Origin of the sequence: Kaistella pullorum (genome assembly GCF_014837035.1) — a bacterium.
GTDB lineage: Bacteria > Bacteroidota > Bacteroidia > Flavobacteriales > Weeksellaceae > Kaistella > Kaistella rhinocerotis.
Genome location: NZ_JACSPS010000001.1, coordinates 183,728 through 197,810, shown reverse-complemented (window position 1 = coordinate 197,810; position 14,083 = coordinate 183,728). Strand labels below are relative to the sequence as shown.

General features: G+C 37.1%; 13 protein-coding genes. All 13 read left to right on the top strand.

Translation table 11 applies throughout. The features are described from left to right. Position 1: 1 nt before the first annotated feature. The 13 genes from H9628_RS00935 to H9628_RS00875 are packed head-to-tail and all read left to right on the top strand — an operon-like array spanning position 2 to position 14,027. A complete protein-coding gene (locus H9628_RS00935; RefSeq protein WP_251832243.1) occupies positions 2 to 748 on the top strand; it encodes a cytidylyltransferase domain-containing protein in 747 nt (248 codons plus the stop codon). Further along, complete coding sequence (locus H9628_RS00930; RefSeq protein ID WP_251832242.1) at positions 738 to 1,790, top strand: N-acetylneuraminate synthase family protein; 1,053 nt, start codon at positions 738 to 740, stop codon at positions 1,788 to 1,790. The genes H9628_RS00935 and H9628_RS00930 overlap by 11 nt, the downstream gene beginning before the upstream one ends. Then, positions 1,780 to 2,316 (top strand): KdsC family phosphatase, encoded by a 537-nt coding sequence (locus H9628_RS00925; protein WP_251832241.1) that lies wholly within the window; start codon positions 1,780 to 1,782, stop codon positions 2,314 to 2,316. Before H9628_RS00930 ends, H9628_RS00925 begins: the two co-directional genes overlap by 11 nt. A gap of 14 nt (positions 2,317 to 2,330) precedes the next feature. Then, a complete protein-coding gene (locus H9628_RS00920) occupies positions 2,331 to 3,737 on the top strand; it encodes a lipopolysaccharide biosynthesis protein (protein WP_251832240.1) in 1,407 nt (468 codons plus the stop codon). After that, positions 3,730 to 4,266: an acyltransferase gene (locus H9628_RS00915; protein WP_251832239.1), complete on the top strand. Its 537-nt coding sequence runs from the start codon at positions 3,730 to 3,732 to the stop codon at positions 4,264 to 4,266. The genes H9628_RS00920 and H9628_RS00915 overlap by 8 nt, the downstream gene beginning before the upstream one ends. Next, entirely contained in the window at positions 4,267 to 5,487 is a 1,221-nt protein-coding gene (locus H9628_RS00910) for a hypothetical protein (protein WP_251832238.1), read from the top strand. Next, complete coding sequence (locus H9628_RS00905; protein WP_251832237.1) at positions 5,484 to 6,758, top strand: glycosyltransferase; 1,275 nt, start codon at positions 5,484 to 5,486, stop codon at positions 6,756 to 6,758. The genes H9628_RS00910 and H9628_RS00905 overlap by 4 nt, the downstream gene beginning before the upstream one ends. Next, positions 6,742 to 7,962, top strand: a complete 1,221-nt coding sequence (locus H9628_RS00900) for an O-antigen ligase family protein (protein WP_251832236.1) — start codon at positions 6,742 to 6,744, stop codon at positions 7,960 to 7,962. The genes H9628_RS00905 and H9628_RS00900 overlap by 17 nt, the downstream gene beginning before the upstream one ends. Further along, a complete protein-coding gene (locus H9628_RS00895) occupies positions 7,959 to 9,038 on the top strand; it encodes a glycosyltransferase (protein ID WP_251832235.1) in 1,080 nt (359 codons plus the stop codon). Before H9628_RS00900 ends, H9628_RS00895 begins: the two co-directional genes overlap by 4 nt. A 6-nt stretch (positions 9,039 to 9,044) precedes the next feature. Next, positions 9,045 to 10,013: a hypothetical protein gene (locus tag H9628_RS00890; protein WP_251832234.1), complete on the top strand. Its 969-nt coding sequence runs from the start codon at positions 9,045 to 9,047 to the stop codon at positions 10,011 to 10,013. A gap of 17 nt (positions 10,014 to 10,030) precedes the next feature. Further along, positions 10,031 to 10,570 carry a serine O-acetyltransferase gene (locus tag H9628_RS00885; protein WP_251832233.1) on the top strand — a complete coding sequence of 180 codons (540 nt, stop codon included), beginning with the start codon at positions 10,031 to 10,033 and terminating at the stop codon, positions 10,568 to 10,570. A gap of 7 nt (positions 10,571 to 10,577) precedes the next feature. Next, on the top strand, positions 10,578 to 11,909 hold the full coding sequence (locus tag H9628_RS00880) for a phenylacetate--CoA ligase family protein (RefSeq protein WP_251832232.1): 1,332 nt from the start codon (positions 10,578 to 10,580) through the stop codon (positions 11,907 to 11,909). Next, a complete protein-coding gene (locus H9628_RS00875) occupies positions 11,910 to 14,027 on the top strand; it encodes a bi-domain-containing oxidoreductase (protein WP_251832231.1) in 2,118 nt (705 codons plus the stop codon). It abuts the gene before it with no gap. Positions 14,028 to 14,083 lie beyond the last annotated feature (56 nt).

Sequence of the window (14,083 nt, the reverse complement as noted above, 5' to 3'; positions counted from 1 at the left end):
AGTGCTTGGTATAATAATACAGGCCCGTGTTGGGTCAACGCGACTACCGAACAAAATGATAAAGCCTTTTTATTATAATGAAGGTGTTTTGGAATTATTGCTTGGCCAACTAAACGAATCTTTTCCAGAAACCAAGATTATAGTTGCAACAACTAGCAATATATTGGATAATCAAATTGAAGAAATTTGTAAAAGGCAGGGTGTAAATTTTTATAGAGGGTCAGAAACGAATGTTTTACAGCGCTTCATTGACGTTGCAAATAAATACAATATCAAAAAAATCATTCGTGTATGTGCCGATAATCCTTTTTTAAACATTCCCGCACTAACACATTTAGTACAAGAAAGTACAAGGTCTAATGCAGACTACCTTTCCTTCATCACATCAGATGAAAAGCCATCGATACTTACACACTTTGGTTTCTGGGCTGAAATGGTAACTTTATCAGCATTAAATAGAGTAGCCGACAGTACAAAAGATAAAATTTACCTGGAGCACGTTACGAATTATATTTATTCGAATCCCACAATATTTAATCTCGAATTTATACCGATATCTCCTGATGTCGAGCGCTACAAGGGTATAAGGATGACCTTGGATACACAAGAAGATTTTGATCTTCTGCAGGATATTTATTCCAAGATTCCACAAAAAAATATTGAAATAGAAGATTTGCTGGCTTTTGTCATTGAGAACAAACAATGGCTTGGCAGCATGAAAAAACAAATTGAAAGTAATGGAAAATAAATTTAAAAGAACATATGTCATTGGCGAAATAGGTCAGAACCATAACGGTTCTATTGATATAGCTAAATTAATAGTAGATGTAGTATCACGGCCCATTCACGATAAATTATTCGGTACGGAGCTACCTATAATGGATGCAGTTAAATTAACCAAAAGAGATTTGAGCCAGGAGCTTTCTAAATCACAAATGGAAAGGTCATATGATAATCCGAATTCTTTTGGACGAACTTATGGCGAACATCGTGAATTTTTAGAACTAAGCGACGAACAACATTTCGAGGTGTATAAATATGCAAAAGCGAAAGGATTAGACTTTGTCGAAACACTGTGCGCGATTGGTTGTTTAAGCTTGCTCAAATTATTTACACCTGATAAATTGAAGGTTGCGTCGAGAGATTTGACCAATATTCCATTATTAGAAGCTTTGGCTGAAACCAAAATTCCAATTATTGTATCCACGGGAATGGCAGGTAAACCGGAATTGGATGATGCTCTTGATATTATTGCCAAATATCACAATGATATTTCAATTTTACATTGTGTTTCTGAGTATCCGACCAGATATGAAAATGTAAATCTTCGTACCATAACCTTTCTTCAGAAACAGTATCCCCAATATACAATCGGTTATTCGGACCATACCATAGGAATTGCCACTCCAATTGCTGCTGTCGGAATGGGTGCCCAAATTATTGAAAAGCACATAACGCTTGACCGGCAGATGAAGGGTACTGACCAGATTGGCTCCTTAGCCATCGACGGGATTTACCGAATGATGCGGGATATCCGCAATCTTGACAAATCTTTGGGTGTTGAAGAGATGTTTGTTGAGCCTTCTGTGAAATTGGCTAAAGATAAGTTAGAGCGTTCAATTGCGACAAATAAAGACTTGGTGAAAGGGGATGTAATAAGAGAAGAAGATATGCACATGTTAAGTCCAGGAGACGGTTTAAAATGGACGGAGAGAGACAAAATTATTGGGAAGACAGTTAAAGTGAACATTTCCGCAAATGAAATAATTTATTTGAACCATGTTGAATAAAGAAATTTTGCTTCCTAAACTTGTAATTACAGATATCGATGGTGTGTGGACTGACGGCGGAATGTATTATGACCAAATGGGAAATGAATGGAAGAAATTCAACACGGCGGACAGTGCGGGAGTTTTGTTTTTAAAATTATTAAACATACCAGTAGCGATTATTACAGGAGAAGATACAGAAATTGTTAGAAGAAGAGCAGAAAAACTGAATATTGAGCATCTTTATATGGGAGTCAAAGACAAGGTTTCGGTAGCAAGAAATCTTTGCGACAGTTTGAAAATATCGCTTCAGGATGTCGCTTACATTGGGGATGATTTAAACGATATGGCGCTTTTAAAACTTGTGGGACTTTCCGCAGCACCTGCAAATGCACCGTTTTATATTAAGTCGCTTGTTGATGTGGTTCTTGACACCAAGGGTGGTGATGGTGCATTTAGAGAATTTGTCGAACGGATTTTGCAAATGACTGCTAATTTAGATTTAGTACTATCAAAGTATAATGAAAATTATCACTTTTCTCAATAGGTTCTGATTAAATAATGTACAAAAAGCTAGCGTCACATACCTTAATTTATGGATTATCCCCTTATCTGCCAAGAATATTGGGGCTTTTCATACTTCCGATCATTACTAAGGATTTAACAACATTAGATTATGGTATTTATGGGGTTATTTTAGCTTATGTAGCTGCGATAGAAGTGTTGAAGGATTTAGGACTAAATATGATTTTGTATAATTCCTTTACCAAAATGCCACACCAGTTTAAATGGATGTGGCGTTCCATTTATGGGTTTTTAACCCTCTGGAACTTGGGTTATGCAGTTATTGCAGCAGCTTTAATTTATTGGATTGTACCTCCGGAGGCCTTCAAAAATGTCTGGATAATTATAGCTTTAAATCTTTTACCAATTGTCTTTTTCGGTCCTACGCAGTTAATAGGGAGAGTGTATTTCCAAATGAAAGAGAAACCGATGGAAATTGCTGTTCGTACGGTGATTTTTGGTGTGCTAACTATTGTATTGAATTTATATACCATTTCTTATCTGAAAATGGGTTATATGGGGTGGTTCTGGTCTAGTTGTATTGTCGGATTATTAACCAATATTTCTTTTTGGTATCCAGTCAACATCAAATATAAGTTAACACCCATTTTTAATTTTAAGTGGAAACAAATGAAAAGAAATCTATCAATATCTCTTCCAACAGTACCGCATTATTATTCCAGCTATATTATTCAGACCAGTGACAAAGCAATGTTAAGTGCAATGAATGTGAGCACAGGCGAGATTGGAGGATATAATTTTGCGGCGACTTTCGGTGGCTTATTTGGTCAATTAGGCAATGCTTTAGGTCAGGCAGTCCGGCCCCTGTTTAATATCTACTATAAGTCTAACAATTACCGAAAAGTACGGGAAATTATATTTGTAATGCAACTGCTGTTTTTTACGCTTACGTTCTTAGCTTCCCTTTGGCTAAAAGAAATTTTTTCAATTTTAGTTAAAAATAAGGAACTCGCGACCACTTATCCCATAGCAATTATTTTGATTATGGCGGTAAATTACCGCCCTATGTATTTTGGTTCTGTGAATGTTTTAATTTATGGTGAAAAGACAAAAAAACTACTTTATGTAACCTTCATAGCTTCCTTACTGTGCGTTGTTCTAAACTTTTCTCTCATTCCGGTTTGGGGGATATGGGCGGCGGTTTTTAGTACCTATATTTCCTTTTTGTATATGGGGTATTCTGGATATTTTCTTAAAGAATTTAAGGTTGTGGATGTTCCATTTTACCCGCTTGCATGGCTAGTAGCTACACTTGTCTTAACAGTATCGGCATACTTCGCAGTAGAACTTACTTTGATTTTTAAATTTGCGATTAGTCTAGGATTATTGTTCGTCGGTGTGTTTTTAACCAAGAAGTTAATCAATAAAAGAAAAAATGGATAAAATTTGGTATATCGTTTTTAAAGGGTTTTTTTTTTTAAAAGCAAAAATTAGAAAGAAACAAGCCATTTACTATAAAAAGCAAGTGGAGAATAATTGCAGAAAATTTACTGCTCCATTAAGGGTTAACGGACCTACTTATGTGTCTAAATATACGGAACTAGGGAAAAATGTTAGTTTCAACGGAATGACAATTGGGGGTAAAGGAGAGGTGATTATTGGTGATAATTTTCACAGTGGTGTCGGCTGTAAAATTTTAACACAGATTCATAATTATGAAGGCGATGCTCTACCTTACGATGATAAAATTATTCCCAAAAACACCGTGATTGGCGATAACGTTTGGTTTGGTGATGACGTTACAATTATTGGAGGTGTCAGTATTGGTAATGGGGTAATTATCCAAGCAGGAAGTGTAGTTGTAAGTAACATTCCGGATTATGCTATAGCAGGGGGACATCCTGCAAAAATTTTTAAGGAAAGAAATGTGGAGCATTATAATAAATTACTTAAAGAAAAGAAATTTCACTAAATGGGTTTATTAAATGACGCGATTGAGGCTAATTACTTATATAGAAAGGGATATTTGGATACACTTTCTCCCGATCGCAAAAAAAGCATAATCGGACGAAATATTATTCACAGAATATTTATGGTGCTGGTTGCAATAAGAAAAGAGTTTTCGAATTTATGGATAGATAACAGTAAGATTGATTTTGATAATAAGATAATCTGTGCAGTAAATTCTAAGAACAATGTAAATGCACTAAATTTTCTAGAACATTACAGCGACACTGTATTATTCTGTAAGTTTACTACGACTGGTTCAAAACTCGACAATATTGCGCATTACATATTTGTAAATAAATTCTTTTACAGCATTCTTTTTCTTTTTTTTCTTCCTGTTATTTTACTGTCTAAGGTAAATCGCGAAAACCTTGTCCATTTACATAAAGCTTTTGGAATAAAGCGCATGTTTAAGAAATTATTAAAAGTTCAACGCCCAAGGCGTATTGTGTTTGCCAACGACCATGTGCCGGAAATCCGATCTATGTTATTAGCTGCAAAAGAGTTGGGTGTGAAAACGGTTTATATTCAGCATGGCTCTGTGAGCAAATATTTCCCTCCCTTGATCTTTGATTATGCATTATTAGAAAGCCAGTATTCACTTGATATTTATAGTAATATCGGAATTTCGGCTCAAACGCGTATAGAACTTATTGGAATTCCACGTCTCGAGAATGCTCAAAAAATCGCAAGGAATAGGAGTGAAATTAGAAATATAGGTATTGCAGTAAATCAAAATGACTCTCTGGAAAAAGTTGACAAGCTTATTGCATTTTTAGTTTCAAAGAATTATACCATAACTTTAAGAAAACACCCTTCAGATGTGCGGATTTTTCAATTTTCGGAAAATGAAGTGATTAATGGTAACAACTATACCTTAACTGATTTTATAAATGAAGTGGATTTTTTGATTGCATCTGATTCTTCGATTCACGTAGAAGCGAACAGTCTCGGATGTAGATCACTATATTATATGTTACATGATAATTATGCTAAATATGATTATTATGGATATGTAAAAAATTTGTTTATAGATGAAGTAAAAACGCTGGAAGATCTTAGGAAATATTTATCAACCTTTGAATACAAAACTTTTGATTTTCATTCCAGCAAAATGAGCTATTATAATAGGTCGTTGATAAGTGGGTCGCTGCCAGCAATAGAAGAAATTAAAAAATACCTATGAAAGTACTGCTTTTTACGGTTCGCTACGAACCTTTTGAATCAATTGGTAGTAACCGGACTATCGCGCTTGTACGTTATCTAAAATCCCGAGGTATAGACTATAAGGTAATTACCGCATATGCTGGAAAGCACTCAAATGAAAATTTTACAGAGGATAATAATATAAAGTACTACAGTTACTTGAATTTATCTAATCTGCAAACGATAACAAATAACTTCTATAGTAAAAGAGAAAACTCAAAAACATTGGTGGTTTCCGAAAGATTTAAACCTTTTCGAATTTTCCGAAAATTTCTTAGGTCTGTTCTACAATCAATATCATATCCTGATCCATATTGGTTATGGGCATATCGTGTAATAAAGTCAGCAGAAGATGATATTCGTGCTTTTGCCCCGGACATTATTATCTCTTCTTCATATCCTTATTCTTCTCATTTTCCTGCATATCATTTTTCGAAAAGACTTAAAATTAAATGGTATGCGGAACTGCGAGACCCATGGGTAAATAATCATGTACAAAAAAGAAACTTTTTTATATCTTTTCTAGACAGGAATCTTTCCAAATTTATATTTAGAAAGGCTGAGAAATTAATTACGGTTACTGAGACTTGGCAGAGAGATTTTGAAAAACTGTATAATAAAGAAGTAGCTTTGGTGAGAAACGGTTTTCAGCTCGCAAACCTTACAGGTCCCGTTGACAGTGATATACAGCGGTTGATAGAAAATGAGAAACGCAAAATCATCCTTTACACGGGATTAGTATTTAAGGGAAATCAAAAAATAGAAGAATTTTTGTTACATTTCTCAAAGGATCGGGATTTAAGTAGTAAGTTCATTTTCTTGTATGTGGGAGGGTCGGCTAATGAAATACGGAGTATTATAAATCATCATGGTCTCAATAACGAAAACTTGTTTGTTTTAAATAAAGTTAGTCATAGCACGGCCTTATGGCTGCAGCGTAAAGCTAATTTTCTTCTTTTATTAAATTGGCACGGACAATCAGGCGGAATTATACCGGGTAAGTTCTACGAATATTTAGGTGTTAATAAGCCAATACTGTTGTGGAATGGAGGACTTAAAAATGAACTATTTCATATTTGCGAATCTTTAAATAATAAAAGTTCAAAATTAGATAAAGTACTAATTTTAAATGGTGATGAAAATGTGAATTTGTATCTGGAACAGTTTAGGTTTAATGATGACTTGTCCATAGTATTGGAATATTCCCGAGATTTTCAGTTTAAAAAATTAATTGATGAAGTTCTTAAGTAAAGATATTTATACCAACTTGTTAAACATCCTCGTAATTATTGTGATGTTCAATGTGAACGGCATTATATATCTCTTTACGGGTAACACTGGTTTTGTATCAGGAATTATACTTCTGCTTACTTTCTTTTTAATCATTTCGGCAAAAGTCTGGAAATTCTCCGGGTTGATGGAAATGTATACCATTTTTGTTTTTTTAAATTTAGCAGTTGGATCATTTTCTTTGCTTTATCATGAGAATTACGGTTCTAAATCAATGCAAACCATATTTGATATTCTAAAATCATACTTGTTGGTACTGGCAGTTTTTCTGGGATTTAGGTCTGCTATTAGTAATGGTAGATTTGATCCTATGACGGTCGTTGGTTACAGTATAATTGCATCTGTTGTGGTGAGTTACATTTTATATATCTTAGGAGTTACTGAAAATATTACCAGATACCGAACTGAAACAAGATTTTCTGGTATTTTTGCGAATCCTAATGAAATGGCTGCTCAAGCCCTTTTTTCAATAATTTTTTGTTGGCACTTCCTTGACAAATCAAGAGATAAGATCATTTATAAGATCCTGTTATATATTGCATTGCTGATTTCCTTTGTTTCTTTGGTACTTGCCTTTTCCCGATCAATTTTTTTGGCATTAATAATAGTTGCATTACTGAAATGGCTAATATTTATGAAATTAAATATAAAGAGCATCGCTAGTGCCTTTCTTGTTGTGCTAGGGCTTCTTTTCTTTGCACCAAAATATTACAATTCTCTTGATGTATCCGCCCAGAAGAGGATGGACGCAACACTCTCTCTCACTGAGGGAGATTTTGATGATACTGCTACAGGGGGACGCATAGGTTTGGCAGAGGAAGGCTTTGAATTGATTGCACAAAATCCTTTCATAGGTAATGGTATCGGAATCATGCAACATATGGATGGTGTTGGAGGAGTACACAATGCCTATCTGGCGTTGTGGGGGAATGCTGGCGCATTTGTATTACTTTATTTCGTGCTTTTTCTGGTATTAGTTCAACAGAAGTTATTTCTTCATGCAAAAATTTTTAGAGACCCCACTCTTTTGTGCTTAATGTTAGTTATTATCATAAATGGTTTAACTAAAACCGGCGTGTATGAATTTAAAATCAACAATATTATTTTGGCGTTGTGCCTCGCTGTTATTAGTGCCGGGTATCAACGTAAGTTTAACTACATATGAGTTACAAAATACTTTTTTTTATTGATAGTTTGGGTTCAGGAGGTGCTCAAAGACAGATCGTGGAGGTTGCAAAGACCTTTAAGCAATATGGACACCATTGCGAATTCTTGATTTATCATGAATCAATGTTTTTCGAGAAGGACTTAATTGAAGTTAAAATACCTATAAAAATACTCAAGACTCGAAGCTATTTGCAAAGAATAATTGCTTGCTGGTCTTACATAAGAAGTGGTGATTACGATTGTGTTATATCATTCCTGGATGTTCCCAATTTTATCAATGAGTTAACTTCATTTCCATTCAGAAGACATAAAATAATCGTTGGGGAGAGAAGTGCTGACAATAACATACTAACAAATAGAAAGAGAAGATTATTGAAATATTTTCACAGGTTCGCTAATTATGTAGTTTCTAATTCGTATTCTGCGAAAGCAATTATTGAACATATAAAACCCTCAATAAAGAATCAGAGGGTAATTTATAATATGTTGGATCTTGAAAAATGGACACCATCATATGGAAGTACTGGTACGCCAAAAATTAGGGTAATGTCGGCTGCGACGCATCGGCAGCTAAAAAATGCAAGAATCCTTATAGAAGCTGTGAACATGCTGACGCCCGAGGAACGGCAGCATGTTAAAATTGATTGGTATGGTAAACAGTCTGATGACAACAGCTATCACCAAAACTTGCAACTTATTAACAATTACTCCTTACAAGAAATAATCTCTTTTTATCCTCCTGTTACGGATTTAGAGGTTAAGATTAAAGATTACAATATAGTAGGTCTATATAGTACAACGGAGGGTTTACCTAATATTGTTTGTGAGGGTATGGCAGCCGGGAAGGTAGTTGTCGCATCTGCTGTATCTGATGTTCCGAAATTATTATCCCACTGTATGGAGTTTACATTTAATCCATATAGGCCAGAGGAATTGGTGTACATTTTAAAAACACTTATTCATGACTATACGCCTGCGCAACTAGAAAATATCGGGCTGGAAAACAGAAAAAAAGCAATAACTCTATTCGATAAGAATAAAATCTATGAGAAGTACTTAGAACTGATACAATAGAAAGTGATGAAGAAAATACGTATTTTACAGTTTGCTGTTTTGCCTCCTCCAATCGGGGGAGTTTCAGTGCACGTCCAACGTTTAATTGATCGATGCAGCACAGACGATACTATATATTGTGAAATATACGACTATTCTCGGGATAAAAATCCCCTCAACTTTTTTTGGAAGTTGTATTGTGCTGATCTTATTCATATTCATCTAAGTAATAAAACCGTGCGCAAACAACTCGTACGGCTCCTGAAATTCTTTGGAAAGAAATCCATCACTACCTTTCACGGTCAGTATGACTTTGAAGATAAAAGGGATATTTATGCTCTTTTGCACTCTACCAAATCAATTGTTCTTAACTTGTTTTCAATTAATAATGCTAAAAAGGTAGGTATTACCAATGTGGTCCTTGGTGGCGCTTTTATTCCACCTTCTGAAAATAAAATCAAGCCTTTACGACAACAGGTTATGAACCAGGTAACTAATTTTAGTAGCAATTATGAACTTACTTTTTGTACAAATGCCAGCAGCTATGTTCTTGATGAGTTTGGAAAGGAAATTTATATGGGCACAGAATTATTGCGGTTTTTTAGGAATCATCCTCAGTGGGGACTTATCTTTTCTGATTCATCGGCCACGTATAAAGATTACTTTAATGAAAAAGGTGTGGACATTCCGGATAATGTGTTACTGATTAGCGAAAAACATGAATTTGTGAACATTATAAAATATTCTGATGCTTTTATCAGGGCCACTACTATGGATGGTGATTCTTTATCAGTTAAAGAAAGTCTTTATTATAAAGTTCCAGTTTTTGCTACAAATGTTGTGGACCGACCCGCTGGGACCATTGTCTTTGAGAATGTAGAAGAACTTGCAGATATTTTTAAAAATATTAATTGTTATAATTCACCGATTAATGAAATAAAGGACAATTACGACGCAATCAAGGATATATATATCAGTCTATTTAATTCTTATTGAATAAATAATTTAAATTAATGAGTAATGCTATAATACACGATTTATATCGGTACGGGAAACTTACTTCATTGTGGCATGGGTTTAAGTTGCCTGGTTTTGCATTTAAGTTTTTGTGGAAAAAGGCAAAGGAGACCACTAACCCCATATTCAGATTTATTTATCGGTTTATTTTGTGGCTATCAAGCTATAGATTTGGCTTTCAAATCCCCCTTAAGACGGAGATTGGTCATGGCTTCCTAATCGGTCGCTTTGGCTACGTAGTGATAAATGGAAATTGTGTGATCGGAAATTTCTGCAATATTGGTCATGGCGTTACATTAGGTCAAATTTCAAATGGTTATAAGAAGGGAGCTCCAAAATTATCTGAACGGGTTTGGGTAGGAACTGGAGCGGTGATAGTTGGCGGTATCAGGATAGGAAAAAATGTTTTAGTTGCTCCAAATGCATACGTGAACTTTGACGTACCTGATGATTCTGTCGTGATTGGCAATCCCGCGAAAATTATTCACAAAACTGATGCTACAAATGCATATATAAATAATATTTTAGCCATATAGTTCCACCATGAGTTTACCATCCTATTATTCGAAATCACCTGTTTTTATTCAGAATATTCTCCTAAATATTCAAGGTTATCTCACGCATAAACGCCGATTTGGTAAAGGCTTCACCAAGGAACTTGAATACTACATTGCTAGTAATCCGCAACAAATTGATGTGCGACGTCTACACGAATTTCTGGTTACAGCGCAACAAAGTAAGTTTTGGAGAAAACGTTTTAAAGAATTCGAAGTTAATTTGGAATCAGAGGACATATTAAACGAAATATCTAAATTACCAATATTAACAAAGAATGAAGTGATAGAAAATGCGGAGAATATCAAAATAAATTCGATTGCTTCTAAAATTTCTAAAGTAAATACCAGTGGCACTACAGGTGCTGGTTTAATATTCCAGCAAACTGCAGAGATGGAAAATCGACAATGGGCAATCTGGTGGAGATATCGAAAGCGGTTTGGGATTGGGCAGAATGAAATGATGGGCTGGTTTGGCGGGAGATCTATTGTTCCTATCGACCAAAAGAAGCCTCCATATTGGCGTAATAACTACTTTATGAAGCAATTAATGTTTAGCGCTCATCATCTTAATAGGAGTACAGTTGCAGACTATTATAATAAATTACTAACATCAAGAATACGGTGGCTTCACGGTTATCCCTCACAGTTGGCTTATTTTGCAGAGTTAATTCTTGAGGCAGATCTATCGCCTTCAAAGCAAATACAATACATAACGCTTGGGGCAGAAAACTTATTAGAACATCAAAAGGAAAAGATCCGTGCTGTATTCGGAGTTAATCCTATTCAACATTACGGTCTTGCAGAGGGAGTTGCCAATATTTCGGAACTTCCAAATGGATCTTTTGAATGTGATTTGGATTTCGCATATATGGAATTTATTCCCTCTCAAATTTCTCCCGACGTTTATCGCTTGATTGGTACAAATTATAATAATAGAAGCTTCCCCCTTATTAGATATGACACTAATGACTTAGTAACAGGGCATTTCCACAACCGAGATTTCAAGGTTATATCCATTGACGGGAGAAATGAAGATTTCGTAACTCTCCCAAGTGGTGTTAAATTGGGGCGCCTTGATCATATTTTTAAGGATGCTAATTATTTAAAGGAAGCACAGATCTATCAGCCTGCTATAAGTAAGATTGTTCTTCGTTTAGTTAAAGGCAAAACATATGACGAGAATTTGCATAATGACATTATTCTAAAGGAAGCACGTGAAAGGCTCGGTCAAGAGGTTGATATTAAACTAGAATTTATGACCGAAATCCCAAAGACCAACTCAGGTAAACTTAAATTTGTAATTTCTGATATTAAATAAATGAAACAAATCATCCAGTCCTTTAAAACAGGCGAAACCATATTAGAAGAAGTTCCGGCACCACAGGTGAGAAGAGGGGCGGTGCTTATTCAGACCACGCATTCCCTTGTTTCTTTAGGTACCGAAAGAATGCTAGTCGAATTCGGAAAATCGAACTTAATTTCGAAAGCCAGACAGCAGCCGGATAAGGTGAAGCAGGTCCTTGATAAGGTGAAAACCGAAGGCCTGATGCCCACTCTTGAAGCGGTTTTTAACAAGCTTGGTGAGCCTCTGCCACTAGGTTACTGTAACGTAGGAAAGGTGATCGCGGTTGGCGAAGGCGTGAACGATTTTAAAGTCGGCGACCGTGTGGCATCGAACGGCCAGCACGCGGAATTTGTCTGCGTGCCGAAAAATCTGGTGGCACATATTCCTGATGGGGTTTCAGATGAAGAAGCTGCGTTTACCGTGATCGGTTCGATTGGTCTGCAGGGCATCCGCCTGTTGAATCCAACCCTTGGTGAAACCGTAGTGGTGGTGGGCCTTGGCCTTATCGGACTGATCACAGCACAGTTGCTGGCAGCCAATGGTTGCAGGGTAATCGGGACCGATATCGACCCTGCGAAGCTGGCGATGGCCGAATCATGGGGAATAATCCCTTTTAACCCCATGCAGGGCGATGTGGTCAAGTTCGTAGAAGATGTGACAGATGGTGTGGGTGCCGATGGCGTTATTATTACGGCTTCTGCCAAGAACAACGATATTATTTCACAGGCCGCGAGAATGAGCCGTAAAAGAGGTCGCATTATTCTTGTAGGTGTAGTAGGTCTTGACATCAGCCGTGCAGAGTTCTACGAAAAAGAACTGACATTCCAGGTATCCTGTTCCTATGGTCCGGGAAGATACGACGAAGACTATGAGCAGAAAGGCATCGACTATCCTTTACCGTTTGTACGCTGGACCGAAAAAAGGAATTTTGAGACGATCCTTCAGGCTATAGCCACGGACAAGCTCAAAGTAAAGGAAATGGTCACGGAAGTGGTGCCATTGGAAGAGTACCAAAAGATTTATGGTGAGATCGGCAGCAGCCGTTCGATTGCCTCCATTCTAAAATATAATGAGGCTGCGCAACTGAACCCATCACGGAATGTGGTGCTCAAAAGCGGAAGCTTCGCAGGTTCCAAAGGAGTTCTTGGCATTGTGGGTGCCGGAAATTTTACCAAAATGACGATGCTGCCTGCCCTGAAGGATTCCGGTGCCCATTATAAATATATCGCGAGTAACGGTGGCGTGTCCGGAACAGCAATGGCCCAGAAGTACGGCATTGCCAATTCCACTACTGATTATAAACAGATCCTGGCGGACAGTGAAGTAGATCTCGTGCTGATCACCACCCGTCATAATCTCCATGCGCCGATGGTGATTGAGTCCCTTCAGGCCGGTAAAAATGTGTTTGTAGAAAAGCCTTTGGCACTGAACAGTGAAGAACTCAATCAGATTATCACAGCCCATCAACAGTCCGGAAAAACGCTTACTGTAGGGTTTAACCGACGCTTTTCGCCGCATGCTGAAAAGATGAAGCAGGTGGTAGGAAACGCACCTATGAACGTTATTGCCACGATGAATGCAGGAGCGATCCCCCCAAATGTCTGGGTACACGATATGAAAGTAGGCGGAGGCCGTATCGTCGGTGAGGCCTGCCATTTTATTGACCTGATCACTTACCTTACGGGAAGCAAAGTAAAATCGGTCTGTATAAACGCGATGGGCGTAAACCCTGAAGAGAATACAGACAATGCCACGATCCTCCTGAAATATGAAAACGGTTCTACGGGGGTGATCAATTATTTTGCAAACGGGTCGAAAGCGTACTCAAAAGAAAGGGTGGAGGTATACTCTCAGGAACGTACCCTGGTTATGGATAATTTCCGTCTGACGGAAGGGTTCGGAACAAAAGGTTTCACTAAACTGAAAACCTCACTGGATAAAGGACATAAAGCACAGTTTACGAGGCTCGTGGAAAGAATTCAGAAAGGCGGTGAGGCACTGATCCCGTTTGATGAAATCGTGAACACCACGAGGGCGTCGTTCGCGGCGATTGAAAGTCTGAAGACCAGAGGTTGGGTGGATGTAGAGTAGCTCCGGGAGCCACAGCTACCGAACTTCGAGGGCTTCGAGAGCCACAGCCACCGAAG